This window comes from Actinoplanes sp. NPDC048988 (assembly GCF_043197815.1).
In the GTDB taxonomy this organism is placed as follows: Bacteria; Actinomycetota; Actinomycetes; order Mycobacteriales; family Micromonosporaceae; genus Actinoplanes.
In genome coordinates this window covers 227,757-248,365 of sequence record NZ_JBICTW010000011.1, presented here as the reverse complement: position 1 = coordinate 248,365, position 20,609 = coordinate 227,757, and the positions used below count along the sequence as shown (strand labels likewise).

The 20,609-nt window shown below is 72.2% G+C and carries 25 protein-coding genes; 9 read left to right on the top strand and 16 right to left on the bottom strand.

The features are described 5' to 3' along the window. Positions 1–42: 42 nt before the first annotated feature. Genes ACGFJ7_RS30320 through ACGFJ7_RS30310 form a run of 3 tightly spaced genes read right to left on the bottom strand, consistent with a single transcriptional unit; the run spans position 43 to position 2,927 of the window. Positions 43–660 (bottom strand): ThuA domain-containing protein, encoded by a 618-nt coding sequence (locus ACGFJ7_RS30320; RefSeq protein WP_392645093.1) that lies wholly within the window; start codon positions 658–660, stop codon positions 43–45. After that, positions 657–2,261 carry a fatty acyl-AMP ligase gene (locus ACGFJ7_RS30315; RefSeq protein WP_392645091.1) on the bottom strand — a complete coding sequence of 535 codons (1,605 nt, stop codon included), beginning with the start codon at positions 2,259–2,261 and terminating at the stop codon, positions 657–659. The genes ACGFJ7_RS30320 and ACGFJ7_RS30315 overlap by 4 nt, the downstream gene beginning before the upstream one ends. A gap of 18 nt (positions 2,262–2,279) precedes the next feature. Further along, positions 2,280–2,927: an FMN-dependent NADH-azoreductase gene (locus ACGFJ7_RS30310; RefSeq protein ID WP_392645089.1), complete on the bottom strand. Its 648-nt coding sequence runs from the start codon at positions 2,925–2,927 to the stop codon at positions 2,280–2,282. A 137-nt stretch (positions 2,928–3,064) separates the two neighbouring features. Between ACGFJ7_RS30310 and ACGFJ7_RS30305 the strand changes: the two genes are divergently transcribed. Then, on the top strand, positions 3,065–3,559 hold the full coding sequence (locus tag ACGFJ7_RS30305; protein ID WP_360259182.1) for a MarR family transcriptional regulator: 495 nt from the start codon (positions 3,065–3,067) through the stop codon (positions 3,557–3,559). Here the strand turns inward: ACGFJ7_RS30305 and ACGFJ7_RS30300 are convergent. The 5 genes from ACGFJ7_RS30300 to ACGFJ7_RS30280 form a co-directional block, all read right to left on the bottom strand. After that, the gene (locus ACGFJ7_RS30300; RefSeq protein WP_360259179.1) at positions 3,552–4,652 is read right to left on the bottom strand and encodes a HoxN/HupN/NixA family nickel/cobalt transporter; all 1,101 of its coding nucleotides are present in this window, start codon (positions 4,650–4,652) and stop codon (positions 3,552–3,554) included. The two genes, ACGFJ7_RS30305 and ACGFJ7_RS30300, sit on opposite strands and share 8 nt — an antisense overlap. 56 nt (positions 4,653–4,708) lie before the next feature. Continuing rightward, complete coding sequence (locus ACGFJ7_RS30295; RefSeq protein WP_392645087.1) at positions 4,709–5,566, bottom strand: alpha/beta fold hydrolase; 858 nt, start codon at positions 5,564–5,566, stop codon at positions 4,709–4,711. A 104-nt stretch (positions 5,567–5,670) separates the two neighbouring features. Then, entirely contained in the window at positions 5,671–6,795 is a 1,125-nt protein-coding gene (locus tag ACGFJ7_RS30290) for an SGNH/GDSL hydrolase family protein (RefSeq protein WP_360259173.1), read from the bottom strand. Further along, entirely contained in the window at positions 6,792–7,385 is a 594-nt protein-coding gene (locus ACGFJ7_RS30285; protein WP_360259170.1) for a TetR-like C-terminal domain-containing protein, read from the bottom strand. The genes ACGFJ7_RS30290 and ACGFJ7_RS30285 overlap by 4 nt, the downstream gene beginning before the upstream one ends. Before the next feature lie 45 nt (positions 7,386–7,430). Next, positions 7,431–9,653, bottom strand: coding sequence for an ATP-binding protein (locus tag ACGFJ7_RS30280; RefSeq protein WP_392645085.1), 2,223 nt, complete (start codon positions 9,651–9,653; stop codon positions 7,431–7,433). Positions 9,654–9,710: 57 nt separating this feature from the next. Between ACGFJ7_RS30280 and ACGFJ7_RS30275 the strand changes: the two genes are divergently transcribed. Genes ACGFJ7_RS30275 through ACGFJ7_RS30260 form a run of 4 tightly spaced genes read left to right on the top strand, consistent with a single transcriptional unit; the run spans position 9,711 to position 12,705 of the window. After that, positions 9,711–10,448, top strand: a complete 738-nt coding sequence (locus ACGFJ7_RS30275) for a class I SAM-dependent methyltransferase (RefSeq protein WP_360259165.1) — start codon at positions 9,711–9,713, stop codon at positions 10,446–10,448. Positions 10,449–10,467: 19 nt separating this feature from the next. Beyond that, a complete protein-coding gene (locus tag ACGFJ7_RS30270; RefSeq protein WP_360259162.1) occupies positions 10,468–11,052 on the top strand; it encodes a nucleotidyltransferase family protein in 585 nt (194 codons plus the stop codon). Positions 11,053–11,083: 31 nt separating this feature from the next. Beyond that, complete coding sequence (locus ACGFJ7_RS30265) at positions 11,084–11,695, top strand: RNA polymerase sigma factor (RefSeq protein ID WP_360259160.1); 612 nt, start codon at positions 11,084–11,086, stop codon at positions 11,693–11,695. Next, positions 11,692–12,705: a CU044_5270 family protein gene (locus tag ACGFJ7_RS30260; protein ID WP_392645084.1), complete on the top strand. Its 1,014-nt coding sequence runs from the start codon at positions 11,692–11,694 to the stop codon at positions 12,703–12,705. Before ACGFJ7_RS30265 ends, ACGFJ7_RS30260 begins: the two co-directional genes overlap by 4 nt. A 45-nt stretch (positions 12,706–12,750) precedes the next feature. Here the strand turns inward: ACGFJ7_RS30260 and ACGFJ7_RS30255 are convergent, their stop codons facing one another. Together ACGFJ7_RS30255 and ACGFJ7_RS30250 are read right to left on the bottom strand one after the other, a co-directional pair. Beyond that, on the bottom strand, positions 12,751–13,917 hold the full coding sequence (locus ACGFJ7_RS30255; protein ID WP_360259156.1) for an RtcB family protein: 1,167 nt from the start codon (positions 13,915–13,917) through the stop codon (positions 12,751–12,753). Between the two features lie 74 nt (positions 13,918–13,991). Continuing rightward, the gene (locus ACGFJ7_RS30250) at positions 13,992–14,231 is read right to left on the bottom strand and encodes a hypothetical protein (RefSeq protein WP_392645083.1); all 240 of its coding nucleotides are present in this window, start codon (positions 14,229–14,231) and stop codon (positions 13,992–13,994) included. A gap of 78 nt (positions 14,232–14,309) precedes the next feature. Here ACGFJ7_RS30250 and ACGFJ7_RS30245 point away from each other — a divergent pair, with 78 nt between their 5' ends. Further along, positions 14,310–14,855, top strand: coding sequence for an XRE family transcriptional regulator (locus tag ACGFJ7_RS30245; RefSeq protein ID WP_360259152.1), 546 nt, complete (start codon positions 14,310–14,312; stop codon positions 14,853–14,855). Positions 14,856–14,972: 117 nt separating this feature from the next. On the opposite strand, the gene ACGFJ7_RS30240 is transcribed toward ACGFJ7_RS30245, so the two are convergent. The 3 genes from ACGFJ7_RS30240 to ACGFJ7_RS30230 all read right to left on the bottom strand — a co-directional run bounded on the left by ACGFJ7_RS30240 (position 14,973) and on the right by ACGFJ7_RS30230 (position 17,558). Further along, the gene (locus tag ACGFJ7_RS30240) at positions 14,973–16,169 is read right to left on the bottom strand and encodes a globin domain-containing protein (protein WP_360259150.1); all 1,197 of its coding nucleotides are present in this window, start codon (positions 16,167–16,169) and stop codon (positions 14,973–14,975) included. Positions 16,170–16,184: 15 nt separating this feature from the next. Next, complete coding sequence (locus ACGFJ7_RS30235; protein ID WP_360259148.1) at positions 16,185–16,604, bottom strand: Rrf2 family transcriptional regulator; 420 nt, start codon at positions 16,602–16,604, stop codon at positions 16,185–16,187. Positions 16,605–16,790: 186 nt separating this feature from the next. Next, positions 16,791–17,558 (bottom strand): copper homeostasis protein CutC, encoded by a 768-nt coding sequence (locus ACGFJ7_RS30230; RefSeq protein WP_392645081.1) that lies wholly within the window; start codon positions 17,556–17,558, stop codon positions 16,791–16,793. An 86-nt stretch (positions 17,559–17,644) separates the two neighbouring features. On the opposite strand from ACGFJ7_RS30230, the gene yiaA reads away from it, so the two are divergent. Next, entirely contained in the window at positions 17,645–18,091 is a 447-nt protein-coding gene (yiaA, locus tag ACGFJ7_RS30225) for an inner membrane protein YiaA (protein ID WP_360259144.1), read from the top strand. A 36-nt stretch (positions 18,092–18,127) separates the two neighbouring features. Next, positions 18,128–18,613 carry a hypothetical protein gene (locus ACGFJ7_RS30220; protein ID WP_360259142.1) on the top strand — a complete coding sequence of 162 codons (486 nt, stop codon included), beginning with the start codon at positions 18,128–18,130 and terminating at the stop codon, positions 18,611–18,613. On the opposite strand, the gene ACGFJ7_RS30215 is transcribed toward ACGFJ7_RS30220, so the two are convergent. After that, positions 18,610–18,996, bottom strand: coding sequence for a DNA-binding protein (locus ACGFJ7_RS30215; protein ID WP_360259140.1), 387 nt, complete (start codon positions 18,994–18,996; stop codon positions 18,610–18,612). The two genes, ACGFJ7_RS30220 and ACGFJ7_RS30215, sit on opposite strands and share 4 nt — an antisense overlap. 48 nt (positions 18,997–19,044) lie before the next feature. Next, on the bottom strand, positions 19,045–19,323 hold the full coding sequence (locus ACGFJ7_RS30210) for a hypothetical protein (RefSeq protein WP_360259138.1): 279 nt from the start codon (positions 19,321–19,323) through the stop codon (positions 19,045–19,047). A 164-nt stretch (positions 19,324–19,487) separates the two neighbouring features. On the opposite strand from ACGFJ7_RS30210, the gene ACGFJ7_RS30205 reads away from it, so the two are divergent. After that, complete coding sequence (locus ACGFJ7_RS30205; protein ID WP_360259136.1) at positions 19,488–20,201, top strand: thymidine kinase; 714 nt, start codon at positions 19,488–19,490, stop codon at positions 20,199–20,201. Here the strand turns inward: ACGFJ7_RS30205 and ACGFJ7_RS30200 are convergent. Beyond that, positions 20,088–20,564 carry a hypothetical protein gene (locus tag ACGFJ7_RS30200; RefSeq protein WP_360259134.1) on the bottom strand — a complete coding sequence of 159 codons (477 nt, stop codon included), beginning with the start codon at positions 20,562–20,564 and terminating at the stop codon, positions 20,088–20,090. The genes ACGFJ7_RS30205 and ACGFJ7_RS30200 overlap by 114 nt on opposite strands. Between the last annotated feature and the right edge of the window lie 45 nt (positions 20,565–20,609).

The following is a 20,609-nucleotide window of genomic DNA, read 5'->3' as shown; positions in this document are numbered from 1 at the left end:
CCGCGACACCCTTTCGCGACCGTCGTCACCGGCGTGAACCCGTCAGCCGCGGGCGGCGTAGGCGATACCTCCGCGAACGTGGTCGAGGAACGCCGGGTCGGCCCAGGCCTCGTTCGTGTGCCCGAGCGCGGTGTACCAGGACCGGCCCGCTTCCACCGGCCGCCGCCACGCCTGCGGATGGGGGCCCGTCATCGCGTACGGCCCGGGCTCGTAGGTCTCCTCGTCCACCGTCAGCAGGATCTCCAGGTCGTCGCGGACCTCGGTGAAGCCGTACCACTCGTCGGTGAACTTCCAGGGCACACCGTCAGGATCGAAGAGCGTCGCTTGCTGTACGCCGTCCGGGTGCCCGGCGAACCGGGCGCCCAGAAGCTCGCCGTACCAGGGATCGCTCAGCTCCGTGCCCGCCGCCGAGTGCACCCCCACGAAGCCACCGCCGCCCGTGACGAACGACCGCAGCGACGAGCGCCCGCGCCGGTCGAGGACGTCGCCGGTCGTCGACAGGAACATGACCACGTCGAACCGGCTGAGGTCGTGCAGCGCGACGGGATCCTCGCTGGGCACGACGCGGACACCCGGGAAAGCGGACACCGCCGCCACCGCGGCCGGAAGGGACTCGTGGCGGTAGCCGGCCGTGCGGGTGAACACGAGCGCCCGCGTCATCCGAGCAGGTCCCGCGCGGCGCCCCGGCGCAGTTTCCCGGACGGCGTCTTGGGCAGCGAGCCCGGCGGCACCACCCGGACCTGGGCCGGGCGGGCGTCGATCTCGGCCACGATGCGGCTGGTGACCTCGCGGGCGATGTCGTCGGGCGCGCCGTCGCGGGCCTCCACGATCACGGCGAAGGACTCGCGGGGCCGGCCGTCGCCGGCGAGCAGGCGTACGGCCGCGACGTTGCCCTCCCGGACCCCGGGGACGCGGCCGGCGGCGCGTTCGATGTCGGTCGGGTAGATGTTCCGGCCGCCCATGATGATCACGTCTTTGCGGCGGCCGCAGACGACGACCTGGCCGTCGGTGAGGTAGCCCTCGTCGCCGATGTCGAGCCAGCCGCCGGCGTCGCGCGCGGGCTCCCAGCCGTCCGGCGTGATGTAGCCGTCGGTGACCGACTCGCCGCGCAGCTGCACCCGGCCGACCTGGCGTTCGCCCAGCGGCTTGCCGTCGTCGTCGACCACCCGGACCTCGACGGTGGGGAACGGCTTGCCGAGTTTCGGCAGCCGGCGGGCGCCGCCCTCGGTGGGCACGGCCCGCCGGTCCCGCTCGAGCGCCGCCGCGTCGACGACGTCGAGCAGCATCGGGTCGGCCATCGCCGACATCGAGATGACCAGGGTGCTCTCGGCGGCGCCGTAGCAGCAGTTCACCGCCTCGGGTTTCAGCCCGAACCGGGTCGCCGTGGCCACGAAGGCCTCCATGGTGGCCGGGTCGATCGGCTCGGCGCCGTTGCCGGCCACCTGGAGCTTCGAGAGGTCGAGGGCGCCGTCGGGCACCCGGGTGAGCTGGCGGGCGAGCACCGCCCAGGCGAAGTTGGGGGCGGTGGTGATCGTGGCACCGTACCGGCTCATCAGCTCGGCCCAGAGCAGCGGCCGGCTCAGGAAGTCGGCCGGGGTGACGCTGATCAGCTCCATGCCGCTGAGCATGGGCAGCAGCAGGCAGCCGACCATGCCCATGTCGTGGAACATGGGCAGCCACGAGACCATGACGCCGCTCTCGTCGCAGCCGAGATGCCGCGCCGAGTCGGTGACGTTGGCGTAGAGGTTGCCGTGGGTGATGCGCACGGCCTTGGGCTCGGCGGTCGACCCGCTGGTGAGCTGGAGAAGGGCCGCGTCGTCCTCGCCGGTCTCGGCGATCCGGTCGATCGGCGGGCCCGCCAGCAGATCGTCGAGGAGATGATGCTTGATGCCGTACGCCTCGAGGACCGGGATCACCGGTTCGAAAGGCGCGCCCACGACGACGGCCCCGGCGTCGATCATGCGCAGGACCCGCACCGTGTCGTCGCGCCAGACCTCGAGGCCGGTCCGGGGAGTGGGCTGGTGCAGCATCGTCATGCTGCCGCCGGCCAGCCAGATCGCCTGCGCGACTCCGGCGATCTGGGCGGGCTGCCCGGCCAGGACGGCGATGGCCTGGCCGGGCTCGAGCCCGCCCGCTATCCGGCGGGCGGCGTCGTGGACCTCGCCCCACGTGCGGCGGAGGGGTTCGCCCGGTTCACCGGTCACCATGCCGGTGCGGGCGCGGGCGGCGTTCGCGATCACTTCATCGACGAATCGGCTCACCCGTTCACAGTGCCGAACTCAGAGGCCGTTGGGAAGAGCGCCCAGCGCCTTGCCCGCCTCGCGGGCGGCGTCGAGGGCCTCGGCGTGCATGGCGGCGGCGGCGTCGGTGAACTGGTCGAGGGCCGGGTTCGAGCCGACGAGCGTGAACTCGCGCTCGACGATGGTCAGGTCGGCGCCCCACATGTCGGCGATGACCCGCTTGAGGTACGGGGTGGAGTGGTCCCAGCCCTCACGGGGAGTGCCCGCGCCGTAGGCGCCGCCACGGACGGTCGCGAGCACGACCGGCTTGCCCTTGAGGAACTGCTGGCCGAACGCGTTGGGCGCGGTGAGCAGCAGGTCGACGTACGTCTTGAAGTGCTGGGAGACGCCGTAGTTGTAGAGCGGGACGGCGAACAGGATGGCGTCGGCGTTGATCAGCTCGTCGGCCAGGGTCTGGGCCAGCGCGATGGCCTCGCGCTGCTCGGGGGTGCGGGCGGCCTCCTCGGTGGCGCCCCCGGCGACGGCGTTGCCCCAGGCGGTGGCGGGGATGGGCTCGGCGCCGACGTGCCGGTTGACGACCTTGTCGCCGGGGTGGGAGGCGAGCCACTCCTGCTCGACGATGTCGGCGATCTCGCGGCTGGTGGAGCCGTCGATCCGGATGCTGGCGTCCAGGCGGAACAGGGTCATGGGAGCTCTCCTCGGTGACGTTCTCATTCTTGCTTCAAGCTTGAAGCTAAGGTAGCAGGTTCACTTCAAGCTTGAATATGGGAGATGTGTCACGTCTGTTTCCGGGGGAGTCGCGTCCGAGCCGTACTCTTCTGGGCATGCAGGCGGAACCGCGGTGGCTCGAGAATCAGGAACGCGAGGCGTGGATCTCGCTGGCTCAGCTGATGTTCCTGCTGCCGTCCGCGCTTGACGCCCAGCTCCTGCGCGACAACAACATCACGCTGTTCGACTACATGGTGCTCAGTGGCCTGTCGATGTCCGAGGGCCGCACGCTGCGCATGAGCGAGCTCGCGCGCAGGCTGGCCAGCTCACTGTCCCGCCTGTCGAACGTGGTGAAGCGCCTCGAGACCCGCGGCCTGCTGCGCCGTGAGCCCGACCCGTGCAACGGGCGCTACACGGTCGCCATCCTCACCGACGACGGCTGGGACCTGGTGGTCAGGGCCGCGCCCGGGCATGTCGAGGCCGTCCGGCGCTACGTGATCGACGGGCTGACCGAGGAGCAGATCACGATGCTGCGCCAGGTCGCCTGCCACGTCACCGCCCGCATCCAGGCCGGCGAGCCGGCCTGCACCGAGGAGATCCGGCCTATTTAGGCGCCGACCAGCGCTCCTCGATGCGGCCGAAACGCCAGACTGCGAGGGCGACCGCCCAGGCCACCACGAAGAGCCCGACGATGCCGTAGCCCGCGTAGTCGAGCGGGATCGCGCCGATCGCGGCGAGCGGCCCGGTGGTGATGTGCGCCTGGTCGTCGAGCACGCCGATCAGCTCGATGGTGCCGATGATCAGCGCCACCGCCACCGAGATCGACGTGATCGTGATGTTGTAGAAGACCTTGCGGACCGGCTTGGCGAAGGCCCAGCCGTAGGCGACGTTCATGAAGACGCCGTCGACCGTGTCCATCAGGCACATCGCCGCCGCGAACAGGATCGGCAGCACCAGGATCGAGTAGAACGGCAGGTTGAACACGGCCGCGCCGCCGGCCAGCACGAGCAGCCCGACCTCGGTGGCGGTGTCGAAGCCCAGCCCGAACAGCACCCCGACCGGATAGATGTGCCACGGCTTGCGCACCGATTTCGTGAGGCCGCCGAGCAGCCTGTTCATGAAGCCGCGCTTGTTGAGCTGCTCCTCGAGCTCCTGCTCGTCGTAGCGTCCCTGGCGGATGGCCCGGAACACCTTGATGATCCCGATCAGCACCACCAGGTTGAGGATCCCGAGGATCCACAGGAAGACGCCGGAGACCGAGGCCCCGATCACCCCGGTCACCGAGTGCAGCGCGCTGCCGTCGTCCTCGACCTGCCCGGCCAGGGCCTTGACGCCGAACGAGAGCAGGAACGCGAGCCCGAACACGATCGTCGAGTGCCCGAGCGAGAACCAGAAACCCACCGACAGCGGCTTGCGCCCGGTCCCGTCCTGCATGAGCTTGCGCGTGGTGTTGTCGACCGCCGCGATGTGGTCGGCGTCGAACGCGTGCCGCAGCCCGAACGTGTACGCGAGCACCCCGACGCCGACCGTGAAGACCGGATGGGCCCCGCCGAGATGGAAGTGCTTGGGCACCACGAAGCCGAACAGCAGCCCGAACCCGACCACGTGCAGCAGCACGATGAAGCCGGCCATGCCGTACAGCGACCGCTTGTCGGCGGTGGTCAGGCTCGCCCGAAATCGAGCGGCCCGGGAGGTGGCGGTCATGATCGGACGCTATTTCCCCCGAGCCCCTGCTGCAAAGCCTTGGCAATAAAGCGTGACTAGCGCAACGCCTCGCGCAGCGCCGCGGCGAAGCCGTCCGGGTCGCCGGTCATGCCGAACTCGCCGCCCAGGAAGCCGCCGTGGTGGCTCGGGAAGGTGACCGCCTCGGTGCCCAGCCGGGCCGCGACGCCCTCGCCGCCCCGATGGGCCAGCTCGCCCACGGATTCGGCGCCGACCGCCACGACGATCCGGGTGGGCGCGGCCCGCAGCGCGCCGAAGTCGAACTCGTAGTGCGTGCACGACATGAGGTTCTGGCCCAGCAGCGGGTCGGCGCGGTCGCCGCTGTCCTCGGCCGGCAGCCCGAACTGCGCCGGATCGGGCGCCGGCTGGTCGGCGAAACCGGCCGGGATCTCGCCCTTGGCCCCGGTGAGCAGGAAGAACTTGACCATCGCGGGTCCCATGCCGGACTTCTGGTACGTCTCGTGGATGTCCACCGTCGCCGCGGTGGCGGTCTCCCGGTCGGGCAGGACGGGCAGCGACGGGGGTTCGTGCGCGACCAGCGTACGAACGAGGGCGGGATGCCGCGCGACGAGCGCGAGCGTGTTCACCGCCCCGCCGCTGCTGCCGAAGACGTCGACCGGCCCGCCGTCGGACACCTCGGCGATGACGGCCGCGATGTCGTCGGCGTGCTCGTCCGGCGTCGACTCGATGACGCCGTCGGTGCGCTCGCTGCGGGCGATGCCGCGCGGGTCGTACGTGACGACCGTCCGGTCCGGGAAGTGCCCGGCGAGCGTCGCGAACCCCTCGGCCTGCATCGGCGAGCCGACGAGGACCAGAAGCGGCCCGTCACCCGGGCGGACGTCGTATGTCAGCACCGCGCCGGGCGTGGCGAGGGTGCGGGTCTCTGGCTGGCTCATTGTCGTGTCCCTTCATCGGCGTTCTGCCCGGTAGACCCGCGCCCGCGCGCGAACTCATCGGTGTTCGGCGGAACTTTTCGTCGAACCGGAGCCTGCCGCGGTCCTCAGCCGAAGACGCGCTTGACGAAGCGGTCGGCGATCAGGCGATGGGTGGCGGTGTCCGGGTGCAGGCGGTCGGGCAGGGGGTGGTCCCGGGAGTCGGCTTCGCCGTACAGGTCGAGGCCGTTGAGGTAGGTCAGGTTCTGGTCGTTCCGCTCCGTGACGACGCGCTCGAGTTCCTCCCGGATGACGCGCAGGGTGAGCTTGGTCGGGTCCGGAGTCCCGGTGGCGATGAACTTCAGCTCGCCGGTCTTGAGGGCCTCCAGGTCGAAGGCGCCGGGCCCGGGGGTGTCCTCGTGGATCGCGCAGTGGATCGGGGAGACCACGATCAGCCGGGTGGCCGGGTGGCCGTCCCGGATGGTGTCGAGGAAGCCGTGCACGGCCGGGGCGAAGGCGCGGCGGCGCATCAGGTCGGCGTTCACCAGGTTGATGCCGAGCTTGAGGGTGATGAGGCCGGCCGGGGTGTCGCGGATCGTCCGGGCCACGAACGGGTCCAGCAGCGCGCTCCCGCCGAACCCCAGGTTGAGCAGGTCGGCCCCGGCGTCCAGGGCGGCCGCGACCGGCCAGATGGACGTCGGGCTGGTGGCGTTCGAGCCCTGGCTGATGGAGCTGCCGTGATGCACCCAGACCGGGCCGGTTCCGGTCGGGGCCCAGGGCTCGACCGGTTCGTCGGTACGCAGGGCCACGAGTTCGGTGGTCTCGTTGTGCGGCAGCCAGATCTCGACGGTCTTGTCGCCGGCCGGCAGCGCGGTGAAGGGCACCGTCACGGGGCCGCCGGGCTGGTAGCCGGACTTGCCGGTGGACATGTCGATGGTGATGACGTTGCCGCCGGCGGCGGTGGCCTGGGCGACCAGGGCGCCGTCGGCCCGCAGGTCGTAGACGCCCTCGGGGCGCGGCGGGAGGCCGGGGTAGACCCGCTTCGTGGGCACGGTCAGCAGCTCGACCGTCGTGGCGCGGGTGCGGAAGACGAGGCGTACCCCGGAAGGTTGTGCCTCGACCATGGCCAGCTGCGGGTCGGGGGTCTGCGCGCGGGCCCACCCGGGCAGGCGATGGGGGAGCAGGCCGTGGGCCGTGGGCTCGAGCTCGACGGCGCCGCGGACGACCTCGGCGGTGATCGGTGTGGTGATCATGGTGTGTCCCTCGGGGCCGGTGACGAAGCGGGCCAGTGACGAAGGGTGACGTCGAGGACGTCGAGAATGCGGTTCCAGCTCTCGCCGGCCTCGGGTGTGCTGTGGGAGAAGCCGCCGGACAGCTCGAGGGCGATGAAGCCGTGGAACGTGCTGCCCAGCAGGCGGACGGCGTGGGTCTGGTCGGGCTCGGTCAGGGCGTAGCCGCGCAGGACCGCCCGCGTCATCTGCGAGTGCCGCGGCCCGGCGCTGCGCATCGCCGTCTCGTCGTCGAGCGGGAACTGGGTGGCGGCGTAGCGACCCGGATGTGCCCGCGCGTAGTCGCGGTAGGTGTCGCCCAGGGCGGCCAGCGCGTCGCGGCCCGACCGGCCGGCCAGCGCGGCGGCGACCAGCCCGGCCAGCTCCTCCAGGGCGAGGAGGGCGACGCGGACGCGGAGGTCGTGCGCGTTCTTCACATGAGAGTAGAGGCTGGCGACCTTCACGTCGAAGCGCCGGGCCAGCGCGGAGGGCGTCACGTTGTCGAAGCCTTCTTCGTCGGCCAGCTCGGCGCCCGCCTGGGCCAGCCGGTCGGCCGTCAGTCCCGCTCTCGCCATGTCATGACCTCCTTGCGAAAGCCATTATGCGCATGCCTAAAACGTTTAGGCAAGCCGTTCGATCACCGCGGCGGCCGAACGGCCCCAGGCGGGCAGGCCCTTGCGGCCGGCCAGGGCGATCGCGGTACGGGCCGGGGCCGGATCGCCGAGCACGGCGGCCAGGGCGGTGTGGGCCGGGATCAACGGCCAGGCGGCACCCACCCGCTCGGCGTCGGCGATCACCGAGCGCAGGTCCGACTCGGCCTGACCGGCCCGCCCCAGCCGGGCCCGGAGCCGGCCCAGGTACAGGCGGGCGTCCAGCATGGTCAGCGGCAGGCGGTCGGGGCGGGCCAGGAAGGCCAGGAGGCGGTCCTCCAGACCGTCCAGACGGCCGGTGGCCAGGTCGAGGGCGTGCTCGGTGAGCTCGGCGACCGGGCGGATCCGCTCGTACTCGGCGGCGGCGGGCAGGCCGCGGGCGATCGCCAGGAGCTGGGCCGCGCGGTCGTCGCGGCCGGTGTGCAGGGCGCCCTGGGCCCAGTTCAGGCAGGCGCGCAGGTGGTCGCGGGGGTGGTCGGCGAAGCGCGGATCGTCCAGGGCCCGCCGCACGGCCGGCCACGCCCCCGGCTCGTCCAGCTCCAGCCGCAGCGACAACTGGGCGATCTCGACCGACAGCAGGGCCGACGGGTCACCCGACTGCCGCGCCGCCTGGAGAGCGGCCGCGCAGTAGCGCAGATGCTCGTCCACGTGCCGGTCGAGCACGGTGTCGGGGGCGGAGAGGATGGCCAGCGCCCGCGCGCGGCGGCCGTGCTGCTTGAGGTGCGGTACGGCCCGCTCGATCTCCTCGTAACCGGCCGAGGCCTCGCCCTGCTGGCGCAGCATCCGGCCGAGGGCCAGGCCCAGGTCGCCGCGGGCGCCGGGCGGCAGCCCCCGGTCGGTGAGGATGCGGCGCAGCACCGGGATCGCCTCGGCCTGGGTGACGCCCTCCACCGCCGAGCGGCCCAGCTTCCCGGCCAGGCGGGCCCGCTGGCGGCGGGGGAGCTCCGGGTGGTCCATGGTGGCCAGCAGGAAGCGGGCGGCCGTGGCGTCGTCGCCGCGCGCGGTGGCCAGGTCGGCCGCCGCCTCGGCGTTGCGGACATGGTCGGCCGGGTTCCCGGCCAGCCGGTAGTGGTGCGCCAACTGGGCCACCGGGCGCGGCGCCTGACGTTCCAGGACCCGGGCGCAGCGCAGGTGCAGCATCCGCCGTTCGAGCTCGGGCAGCAGCTCGTAGACGACCTGCCGGGCCAGCGTGTGCCGGAACCGGGGCGGCCCGTCGTCGACCGGGTGCAGCAGCCCGGCCCCGGCGGCGTCGCGCAGCGCCTCCTCGACCTGTCCGACCGGCAGCGACAGCAGCTCGGCCAGGGCGTGGGCCTCGGCCACCACGCCGTGGACGGCGGCGGCGCCGAGGACGTCGCGGGTGGGCTCGTCGAGGGGGCGCATGCGCCACAGCAGGACGTCGCGCAGCAGGGCCGGCACGGCCACGTCGCCGAGCACGTCGCCCAGCAGGTCGGGGCGCTGGTCGATGCGGTCGATCTCATGCCGCTCGACCAGGGAGCGGACCACCTCCTCGACCAGGAACGGCACACCGGCCGTACGCTCGAACAGCTGCTCCACGAAGACCGGCGGCAGAACATCGCGGCGCAGCAACGTCCCGGCGAGCGAGCCGACCTCGGCCGGCGAGAGCGGCGCCAGGCGGACGACACGGGCCGGCACCGCGACCGGCTCCCGGCTGGTCATCACCACGGTCAGCCCCGGCACCGGATGGGTGGCCAGCCACGTCACGAACTCCAGGGTCGCCGGGTCGGCCATCTGAAGGTCCTCGAGCGCGACCACGACCGGGGCCAGCGCGCCCAGCAGGGCGGCCATCGCCCCCAGCAGGCGGGCCCGTTCGGCCCGCGGGTCGTCCAGCGGCGGCGGCGGGCTCAGGGCGGCCAGCGCCGGCAGATAGGGCGCGAAGACGGCGACCGCCGGGTCGAGACCCGGCAGGGCCGGCGAGCACAGGCGCAGGCCGTCCAGGATCGGGCCCAGCGGAAGCGGCTCGCGCAGGTCGTCGCAGTGCGCCACAATGACCCGGCCGGGCGCCGCTGACAGCGCCTCGGCCACCAGGCGGGTCTTGCCGACGCCGCCCTCGCCGAGGACCAGCACGGCCGACGGGGGAGCCGACAGGGCGGCGCGCAGCACCGCCAGCTCACCGTCACGGCCGACGAAGGCCTTGGCGCTGTGCAGGTTGAAGGCGGCGGAAAGCTGGAACACCGCTGCCGAATGTAGCGCGGGTGCCCAGGGGTGACGACGGAAACAGGGGGTGGGCGGATGACCGAGTCGCTGGGGCTGAGGTTCGACGAGGTGCCGGAGCTGTACGACCGGGTCCGCCCCGGCTATCCCGAAGCGCTCTTCGACGACCTGGCCGGCCTGACCGGGCTGACGCCGGGAGCGCCGGTGCTGGAGGTCGGCTGCGGCACCGGCCAGGCGACCCGCTCGATGGCGGCCCGGGGCTGGGCGGTGACCGCCGTCGAGCCGGGGCCGGCCCTGGCCGGCCTGGCCCGCCACCGGCTCGCCGGTTTCCCGAACGTGACGGTCGAGACGGCGGCCTTCGAGGACTGGCCCGACCGGGGCCGCCGGTTCGACGTCCTGGTGGCCGCCTCGTCGTGGCACTGGATCGATCCGGAGATCGGGCGGCGCCGGGCGGCCGCGCTGGCCGGTCACCTCGCCCTGCTCGACTTCACTGTCGTACGCCGCGCGGGGGATCCGGAGGTGTACGGCGAGACCGCCGACCTGCACGAGCGGTTCGACCCCGGCAACCCGCACTGGGGCCACCCGCCGCTGGAGGACGAGGTGCTCGCCGAGCCGCGCCGGTGGTACCCGGTGGTCCAGTGGTTCGACGGCCGGGGCTTCGCCGACCTGCTGCGCACCCAGTCGGCGTACCGCAAACTCGATCCCGCCGTCCGTGAACCCCTGCTCGACGCGGTCGCCGAGCGGATCCGCACCCGGATGGGCGACCGGGCGCCCCGGCGCTACCTGTGCTCGCTGCGCTGCCAGAGCTGGCGCTGAGCCTGTGCATTCTGGACCCATGACGACGGCGGAGACACTGGCGGGCCTGATCCGGGGCGACGCGTGGATGACGCGTGTGCTCACAGCGGTGCGGGACGAGGCGGTGCCCGACGCCTGGGTGGGGGCCGGGGCTCTGCGCGACCTGGTGTGGGGTGAGCGGTTCGGCGCCGGGTTCCGTCCCGAGGCCGTACGGGATGTGGACGTGGCCTTCTTCGACCCGGGCGACCTGAGCCGCGCCAACGACGACCGCGTGACGCAACGGCTGGAGCGCCGGCTGCCGGGTGTCCCGTGGGAGGCGAAGAACCAGGCCGCCGTGCACACGTGGTACCCAGCGAAGTTCGGCGGCGGCCCGGTCGAGCCGTTCACGTCCGTCGAGGACGCCGTCGGCACGTGGCCGGAAACCGCGACCGCCGTGGCGGTGCGCCTGCGCGCGGACGGCGGGATCGAGGTGTGCGCCCCGTTCGGGCTGGACGACCTCCTCGACGGCGTCTGGCGGCGCAACCCGCGGCGCGCCGGCCTCGAACGGTTCCGCGCCCGCCTCGAACGGCATCGGCCGGACGTCCGCTGGCCGGGCGTCACCGTGGTGCCGTTCGAGGGGCCGTGAACGCTTCCGGCGCGTTCTGGCAATACTTGGCATGACCCTACGAACGGCCGGGGCCGCCGGCCCACCGGTGGCCGATGTGGATCCCTGGCTCAGCGGCCCGCGGGCCCGGGAACGATTCACCGTACTCTTCGACGAACACGCGCCGGGGCTGTGGCGTTACCTGGCCCGGCAGGTCGGGGCGGTACAGGCCGAGGACCTGGTGGCCGAGACCTTCCTGACGGGGTGGTCGGCCCGCGGCGACTTCCGCCCGGAGCGGGGCACCGCCCGGTCCTGGCTGTTCGGGATCGCCGTGAATCTGCTCCGCCGCCACCATCGCACCCAGGCTCAGCAGCAGCGCCTGTCGGAGCGGCTGTCCGGGCACAGCACCCGCGTGGACGGCACCGAGGACCAGGTGGCCGAGCGGGTCGACGCCCGGGCCCGGCTCGCCGGCCTGGCCGCCGCGATCGCCGCCCTGCCCGACGGCGACCGTGACGTGCTCCTGCTGAGCAGCCTGGCCGGCCTCGACACGCGGGAGATCGCAGCCGCCCTGGCCATACCGGAAGGCACCGTCCGCTCCCGCCTGCACCGCGTCCGCCGCACCCTGCGCTCGGCCTCGGCGACAACGCCTCGGCCGGCTTTCTCGCCGCGCGAAGGAGAGTCATGATCGACGAACTCGATGAGGCTCTGCACGACCTCTACCCGGTGCCGGGCGAGGATGCCGGGGCGCTGCGGCGGGTACGCACGCGTGTCTTGGCGGAGATCGAGGAACGGCCCGCCGACCGGCGGCGGCGATGGCCACGGCTTCCGCTCGCGGTGGCGGCGGTCCTCGTGGCGGTGGCGGTGGTGGCCATGGCTCTTCGCGGCAGCGCGCCACCGGTCGCCATGGTGGAAGTGGCGCAGACGCTGAACACCGCGGCCGACGCGCAGACCCGCGCCTTGGACGGGCCGATCCCGGCCGGCTCGTACCGGTACATCGCCACCCATTCCCTGCACGCCGCCTACAACCCCGGCGTGGCCGGCCTGTTCGGGACCCGGGAGGAGACGTGGGTGCCCGCTGACCCGTCCGCTCAGTGGTTCCTGCTGCGCACCGACACCGGCGAACGGACCCGCCTGCTCGGCACCGACGAGCAGGTGAAGGGGTCCGGCCTGGACGCCCGGTCGAGCCCGGAACGGCTGAGCGGCCGGTGCGGGAACTTCTATCCGGCCGCCGGCGACCCGTGCGCCGCCCCGGGCAACTGGCAGAGCCCCACCGCAGCGTTCCTGGCCGAACTGCCCCGCGACCCGCGCCGGCTCTACGACCGTCTCCGTACCGACACGAAGGGCCACGGCCAGGACCGCGACCAGGAAGTCCTCGTCTACGTCACCGACGCGCTGCGCAGCGGCCTGATCCCGGCCGACCTGCGGGCGGCCCTGTACCGGGCCCTGACCTACCTGCCCCCGCTGGAGATCTCCGAGCGGCGGGTGACCCTCGACGGCCGCGCCGGTACGGCCCTGGGCATCACCGCCGCGGGAAAGCAGCAGGAGATAGTCATCGACCCGGTGACGGGCGCGTTCATCGGCGAGCGCAAGCGCCTGACCGAGGACCAGGACGGCGTTCCGGCCGGCACCGTGGTCGGTTCGAGCACCGTGCGCTACGCCATCGTCGGGAAGCCCTGGCAACGTCCCGCGAGCTAGCGCCGGTACGGCCCGGGGGCTCCCCGGGCCGTACCGCGAATCGCGTCAGTCGCCCTTGACGTTGACGATCTGGCGCAGGGTGTGGCGGATCTCCACCAGGTCGCCGGCGTCCCGCATGACCACGTCGATGGGCTTGTAGGCCTGCGGGATCTCGTCGAGGAACGCGTCGGTGTCGCGGTACTCGATGCCCTTCATGGCCTCGCGCAGCTGCTCGCGGGTGAAGGTCTTGCGGGCCTTCGAGCGCGAGTAGTTACGGCCGGCGCCGTGCGGGGACGAGTTCAGGGCCAGGCGGTTGCCCTTGCCCACGACCACGTACGACGCGTCGCCCATCGAGCCGGGGATCAGACCCGGCCGGCCCGGCTCGGCGTTGATGGCACCCTTGCGCGAGAGCCACACCTTCTTGCCGAAGTGGGTCTCCTGCTCGGTGTAGTTGTGATGGCACTGGACCCGCTCCAGTTCCTCGACCGGGCCGCCGGTGAACTCGGCGAAGCAGGCCACCACCCGGTCCATCATCTCGTCCCGGTTGGACAGGGCGAAGTCCTGGGCCCAGCGCAGCTCGCGGATGTAGCGCCAGAACTCGTCGGTGCCCTCGGCCAGGTACGCCAGGTCGGGATCGGGCACGCTGATCCAGTAGCGCTTCATCAGCTCCTGCGCCACCTTGATGTGATGCGTGGCGATCTTGTTGCCGACCCCGCGCGACCCCGAGTGCAGGAACAGCCAGACGGCGCCGGTCTCGTCCGCGGTCACCTCGATGAAGTGGTTGCCGCTGCCGAGCGTGCCCAGCTGGAGCTGCCAGTTCCCCGCGTACCGTCCCGGCTCGAAGCCCGCCTTCTCCGCCTTGGCGGTCAGCGTCTCGACCCGGCGGGCCGCGGTGTCGGTGATCGCCGTGTTGTAGACGCCGGCCGACAGTGGCACCGCGCGTTCGATGGCGGTGCGCAGCCCGGCCAGGTCCGGCTTCAGGTCGTCCCGGTGGTACTGCGTGCGGACGGCAGCCATGCCGCAGCCGATGTCGACACCCACGGCGGCCGGGATGATCGCGCCGAGGGTCGGGATGACCGAACCGACGGTCGCGCCCTTGCCCAGGTGGGCGTCGGGCATGAGGGCGATGTGCGGAAAGATGAAGGGCAGTGTCGAAGCGGCTTCCGCCTGGGCCAGGGTGCCGGCCTCGATGAGGCTGGCCCAATTGATCAGACGGTCGTTGACCCGCTGCATGACTGCTCTCCCCCTTACCGGGATGGCGTTTCCGTTGCCGGTCACGCTAGCCCTTCAAGATCGCCAGGCGCCTCTCATTTACCGCAACGGCCCGCCAGCACGAGAACGCGCAGCCGTTGCAGGAGCGGCATCAGGCCGTAGATGACGATCGGCACGGCGACCGAGGCGAACACGAGCGTGCGGAGCACGATCGGGGCGTCGCGCAGCACGGGGCCGAGCAGGAACTGCAGGACGGTGAGGGTCGGGAAGACGGCCAGCCAGATCATGACGGCCATGTGGTGACGGGACGGTGGTGTCATCGCTCGTTCGCTCATGACGGCCAGACTGCGCCCGGGTGTGCCGGAACGGCAAATAACGTTGCCGGTACTGGGACGGGGCACTGGAATCGCGGCATGGAACAGTCCGAAGTCGGCGCCCGTCTGCGGCGTGTGCGCCACCGCCGCGGTCTCACGCTGGCCGCACTCGCCGGGATGACCGGAATTTCGAAGAGCACGCTCTCCCGGCTCGAAAGCGGGCAGCGTCGGCCCACCCTCGACCTGCTGCTGCCGCTCGCACAGGCCCACCAGGTGCCCCTGGAGCATCTGGTCGGCGCGCCGCCGGTCGGCGATCCGCGGGTGCGCATGGTCCCGCGCCGGGCCAACGGGCGCACCGTCCTGCCGCTCACGCCGCACGCGGGGTCGTTGCAGGCGTGGAAGGTCATCGTGCCGGCCGATCAGAGCGAACCGGATCCGCGTGTCCATGAAGGACACGAGTGGCTCTACGTTCTCTCGGGGACGCTGCGGCTGATGCTGAACGGGCACGACGTCCTGATGCGCGCGGGGGAGGCGGCCGAGTTCGACACCCGCGTACCGCACTGGTTCGGCAGCGCGGGCGGGCATCCGGTGGAGCTGCTGAGCATTCTGGGCCGCCAGGGTGAGCGGATGCGTGTTCTGACCTGAGCCCGCCGGAGGCGGGCGGGCGTTGCCGGACAGCCCGGAAGCGGGGAACGGCCCGGACCACGACGTGGCCGTTCCCCTCTCAGTCCGCCTTTCGAGAATCCCGTATCTCTGAAAAGTTCAGGCCGGAACCGGAACCGTTCGCCATTGTTCGGAGCCGAAGACCTCGTAGCGGATGCGGTCCTCGGGCAGGCCGCGGCGGTGCAGGGCGGAGCGGACGGCCTGCATGAACGGGACCGGGCCGCAGAGGTAGACCTCGGTGCCGGGGTGCAACGGGATCTCGTCGGGGTCGACGCGGCCGGTGAAGGCGCCCGGCGCCGGCTGCTCGTACCAGGCCAGGTTTTCGAAGGAGTGCAGGCGGGACGACGTGGTCTCGATCTCGGCCCGTAGTGGATGACGGGACGGGCTGCGGTCGGCGTGCACCACCGTGACCGTGCGGCCGGGCTGGGTGCGCGCCACCTCGTCGAGGATGGCGGCCATCGGGGTGATGCCGACGCCCGCGCTGATGAGCAGCAGCGGGTGGTCGCCGGTCTCGGGCAGGGTCAGGTCGCCGTACGCCTGGGAGACCGTCAGCTGGTCGCCGGGACGCACCACATCGTGGATCCAGCCGGAGACGACGCCGTCCGGGCGGCCGTCGGTGCCCCGCACGCGCCGGACGGTGATGCGCAGCGTGCCGCCGTTCGGGGCCTGCGACAGCGAGTACTGGCGCAGCTGGCGGCCGCCGTCGGGCAGGGTGGCGGCGACGGTGACGTACTGGCCGGGACGGTAGTGCGGGACCGGGCCGCCGTCGGCCGGGGTGAGCAGCAGCGAGACGGTGTCGTCGGCCTCGGTCACCTTGGTGGCGACGGTGTACGTGCGCCACGGGTCAGCGCCGTCGACGCCGGCCGACGCGTACACGCGCGACTCGATGCCGATCAGGCGGACGGCGAACAGCCAGTAGACCTCGTCCCAGGCGGCGGCGATCTCGGGCGTGACGGCGTCGCCGAGGACGGTGGCGACCGCGCCCAGCAGGTACTTGCCGACCATCGCGTACTGCTCGGGGCGGATGCCGAGGGCGCAGTGCCGCTGGGCGATCCGGTCGACGACGTGCTCCGGCAGCTCGGCCTCGCCGATCAGGTGGGTGGCGAACAGGGCGACCGCGCCGGCCAGGGCCGACTTCTGCTCGCCGGTGGCCTGCGCGCTGCGGCTGAACAGGTTCAGCAGCTCGGGGTTCTCGCCCAGCATCGTGTCGTAGAAGACGCCGGAGATCTGGTCGATGTGCGCGCCGACGACCGGCAGGGTGGCGGCGACGATCGGCGCGCTTTTCTGTGAGAGCACGGGGTTCCTCCGTTGTTACAGGCTGACCAGGATCTGGTACGTCGGTGGCGAGGTGAGATCGCCGACGGTGAGCGGGTCGAGGGCCGCGTAGAAGGCCTCCTGCGCTTTGCGGAGCGCGCCGCGCAGGCGGCAGCCCCGGCTCAGCGGGCAGGCGGTCTCGCCTTCGCAGTCGACGACCTCGGTGGCGCCCTCCAGCTCCCGCACGACGGCTCCGATCGAGGCGTCGCGGGCGGCGGTGGCGAGGCGCACGCCGCCGTTGCGGCCGCGGACGGTCTCGAGCAGGCCCATGTGCTGAAGCTTCTGCACCACCTTGGCCAGGTGGTGGCGAGGTACGTTCAGCGACTCGGCGAGGTGGTCGATGGTGAGCAGATCGTCACCGACCGCGCCGAGCATGAGGATCCGGAGGCTGATGTCCGTCGACCGGTTGAGGCGCACGAGAGAAGCGTGCCATAAAGAGGATTCTTGGAGTCCTGTTTATGGGAATGGTCACTTCAGGGTCGAGGATGGCGATGGATGACGGGGTGGTCGCGCTGCGGGCCGGCTCCGCGACGCGATCGGCCACGGGAGGTCAAGGGCGAGTGGTGGCCGACCGTGGCGTACCGGCGGCGACGGTGACCCGGATCAGTGGGCGGCCCGGATCGCGGCCAGCAGGGCGGTCGCCAGGCCGAGGTCGGTGGTCTCCCGGCCGCCCGGGCCGGCGGGGGAGGACGTGCCGAGGCCGATGGTGAGGTCGTCGGGGATCAGGCACTTGGCGGAGGCGTGGATGGCGGGGACGCCGGTGCGCAGCAGGGCCGGGATCAGGTCGACGGTGACACCGCCGCCGGCCATGATGTCGATCCGGCCGGCGGCCGTGGTGACGAGGGCGGCCAGGGCCGGCAGGGCGTCGGCCACCGAGGTCGCGCCGGCGGAGGTCAGGATCCGCCGTACGCCCAGGGCGGCCAGGGTCTCGACGGCCGTGACCGGGTCGGGGAGGCTGTCGAAGGCCCGGTGGAACGTGACGGGGGCGTCGCCGGCGGCGTCGAGGACGCGCTTGACCAGGTCGGTGTCGACGGTGGCGTCGCGGACGCCGCCGATGACCACCCCGGTCGCGCCGGCGCGCAGCACGTGGCGTACGTCCTGCAAAATCGTGGCGGTCTCGGCGGGGTCGTAGGTGAAGCCGCCCGGGCGGGGGCGGACCAGCACGTGGACCGGTGGGATGCCGGGCGTGGCGACGGCGGCCTCGACGAAGGCGAGTGACGGGGTCACCCCGCCGAGGGCGAGCGCGGAGCACAGCTCGATGCGGTCGGCGCCGAGACGGGCCGCCACCTCGAGTCCGTGCGTGTCCTGGACCGCGAGCTCGAAGGCGACGGGACTCAGGGCGGCCTCCTCAGGAAGAGTAATGGGAAACAAACCTGATTATTTCATGAGGGTACGGCGGAGTCGCCTTAGGTACTCGTACTCATCCGCCGGGAGCGGGGCTCGGGAAGGCTGCTGCCATGACATTCGCACCCGCCTCGCCCGGCAAACCCACCGCCGCCTTCGTCGGCGCGTCGTGGGCGGCACTGTTCCTCGGCGTCATCGCGTACGCGGTCGGGCTGTGGAACGCGTCGATGATCCGCAGCGAGAAAGGCTTCTACGCGGCGGTTCTCGTCCTCGGCCTGTTCGCGGCCATTTCCCTGCAGAAATCGGTCCGGGACCGGGCCGAGGGGCTGCCCGTCACGGCGCTCTATCTGGGCCTGGCCTGGGCCGTCGTCGGGGGCTCGGTCATCATGCTGGCCGTCGGGCTGGTCAACAGCGGCATGGCGCTCAGCGAGAAGGGCTTCTACGGGCTGTCGTTCGCGATGGCGCTGTTCGCGGCGGTGGCGGTGCAGAAGAACGTCCGCGACGCGCTGCACTACCGGCCCTCGTACGTGCCTCCGGATCATCTCACCCGCGGCGCATGAAGACGGTCCTCCCGGTGAGCACCAGGCTGTGACGTCATGGACGCGATCCTGGGCACCCTGACCGAGGCGGAGCTGGCGCTGGTCCGCGAGGCCGGCCCGAAACGCCTGAAGAAGCTCGACGAGGACGCGCTGATCGAGCTGCACGGCCGGGTCCGCCGGGCCCGCGACAAACAGGTGAAGAACTACCGCCGCCGCGCCGCCGAACGTGTTCCCGAGACCGGCGGCCGGGGCAAGGCGTACCACCGCAATGCCCGGCGCCGGGCCAAGGCCGAGGTCTTCGAGGAGTTGCTGTCGACGGTCAGCGCTCGCCTGGCCACCCTGGCCCACGACGCGGCCGAGGCGCTGAAGGCCGAGCGGGAGGCCGAGGCGAAAGCCGCCGCGAAGCCGCGGCGCCCCGCCAAGGGCGGGAAGCCGCGGCCGCAGCGCACCGGCAACCGCCCGGACACGCCCGACCGCCGCAAACGCCACGCCTCGACCAGGGCGGCCGGCGCCCGCCGCCAGGCCCGCAAGGACAGCCGCTAGCCCTCGGTCACGGCCTGGCGCTCGGCGAGGCGGTCGCGGCGCTGCTTGGCGGCCTGGGCGCTGTTGAGGCCCATGCCCTGGGCGATGGCCTGCCAGGTCAGTTCGCGCCCGCGGGCGGCGTCCAGCAGCCCCAGCTCCAACTGGTCGACGTCGGCCCGCACGTGAGCGACGAGGGCCAGGGCCGCCAGGAGGTCCTGGTCGTCCAGATCCGGCTCGCCGAGCTCGGTGCCGATCGTCCCCAGGGTCAGGCCGGCCACCAGCCGTACGGCCTCGTGCGGCTCGACGGCGGCGGGATGCGAGGCTCGCCGCCGCTGCTCCTCGGTGGCGGCGTGCCGCTCGGCGATCCGGCTCAGGGCGGCGAACTCCGTACGTGCCTGTGTCATGCCGCCCATCCGATCACTTCAACGTTTTGTTGTCAACAAAACGTTGAATCAGAACGGAGCGGGGCCGCTGCCGGTGAGCGAGACCAGGATCTGGGTGGCGAGCAGCCGGCGGACGCCGGTCACCGAGACGGAGGCCGTCTGGTCGTACGGCAGCTCGAGGGAGAGACCGTCGCCCGCGTTGCGGATCTCGTCGGTCACCTGGTCGGGGCGGAAAGTTCCGCCCCAGTTGTCGAGACCGCCGCGCTGGTTGGTGCTCAGCGAGGCCATGCCCGACACCTGTGTGCCGTCGACGAGGGTCAGCCGGGCCGGGCCGGAGTAGGTAGCCATAGTGAGCAACCGTAGCGAGCAACCGCGCCCGGTGGTCCACCCAGGGGCATGAAACCGGTACTTGAAGGGATCTTCCCGGCGGGCGGACCGGAGCGATGATCGCTGCCGGCCGAAGAGTCGTTAGTCTTCTCGGGTTTGCACAGAAACGAGAGGCGGCGGCACGGGTGGCCCAGCTGCACTACCGGTACGCGGCGATGAACAGCGGCAAGAGCACGATGGTGCTGCAATACCGGCACACCTACGCGGCCTGCGGGCGTACGGGGATGCTGCTGACCCGGCTCGACCGGGCCGGCGCGGGGATCGTGTCGTCGCGGATCGGGCTCGAGGCGGACGCCATCGAGTTCGAGGCGGACACCGACCTGGTGCACCGGGTGCTGTCGTACAACGGGGCCCGGGTCGATCACGTGATCGTGGACGAGGCGCAGTTCCTGTCGCCCGAGCAGGTCGACCAGCTGGCGGCGCTGGTCGACGACCACGACATCGACGTGTTCACGTTCGGGCTGCTCTCGGACTTCCGCGGGGAGCAGTTCCCCGGCTCGGCGCGGCTGGTCGTGCTGGCCGACATCGTCGAGGCGCTGCAGGTCTACCCGATGTGCTGGTGCGGGCAGCCGGCGCGGATGAACGCCCGCGTCACCGGCGGGGTGATGGTGCGCGACGGTGACACCGTGGTCGTCGGCAACACCGACGCCGACGCCGAGGTCGGATATGTGGTCCTGTGCCGGCGCCATCACCGGGCCGGGCAGCCGTACGCGCTCAATCCGGTGTCACAGCCGGGCCAGGACGGCCTCGGCGACCCGCTTGGCGTCCGGGAGATCGTCCCCGCCCCGCGAGTAGACGTCGACCTGCAGGGTGCCGGACAGCACGTACAAATGCCCTGAGTTCCAGTACGCCTCGTCGCCCACCCCGTCGACCGTCTCGTTCCCGTCGACGATGACCCGGAAGCCGGCCGGATCCACCCGGCTCAGGAAGACCGCCAGCTGGCCCTCCTCCTGCTGCCACTGGCAATAGCGGGTGCCGGCGTCCGCTCCGGCGCCGTCCTCGTCGATCCGGGTGACCTCACGATGGGTCAGCTCCCGCACGTCGTCGCGGCCGAGCAGGGCGCACGGGTCGGGAACGCCGGCGGACCCCAGACCGCTGCGGGCGGCCGGCGGCGACGCGTTCGGGGCCGAGGCGGCGGGGGCGCCGCACCCGCCGGTGAGGGCGAGGGTGGCGGCCGTCAAGGCGCGGATCCGGCGCTTCACAGGGCTCTCCTGACTGTCGGTTCGACCAGGTTCGCGAGCTTGGGC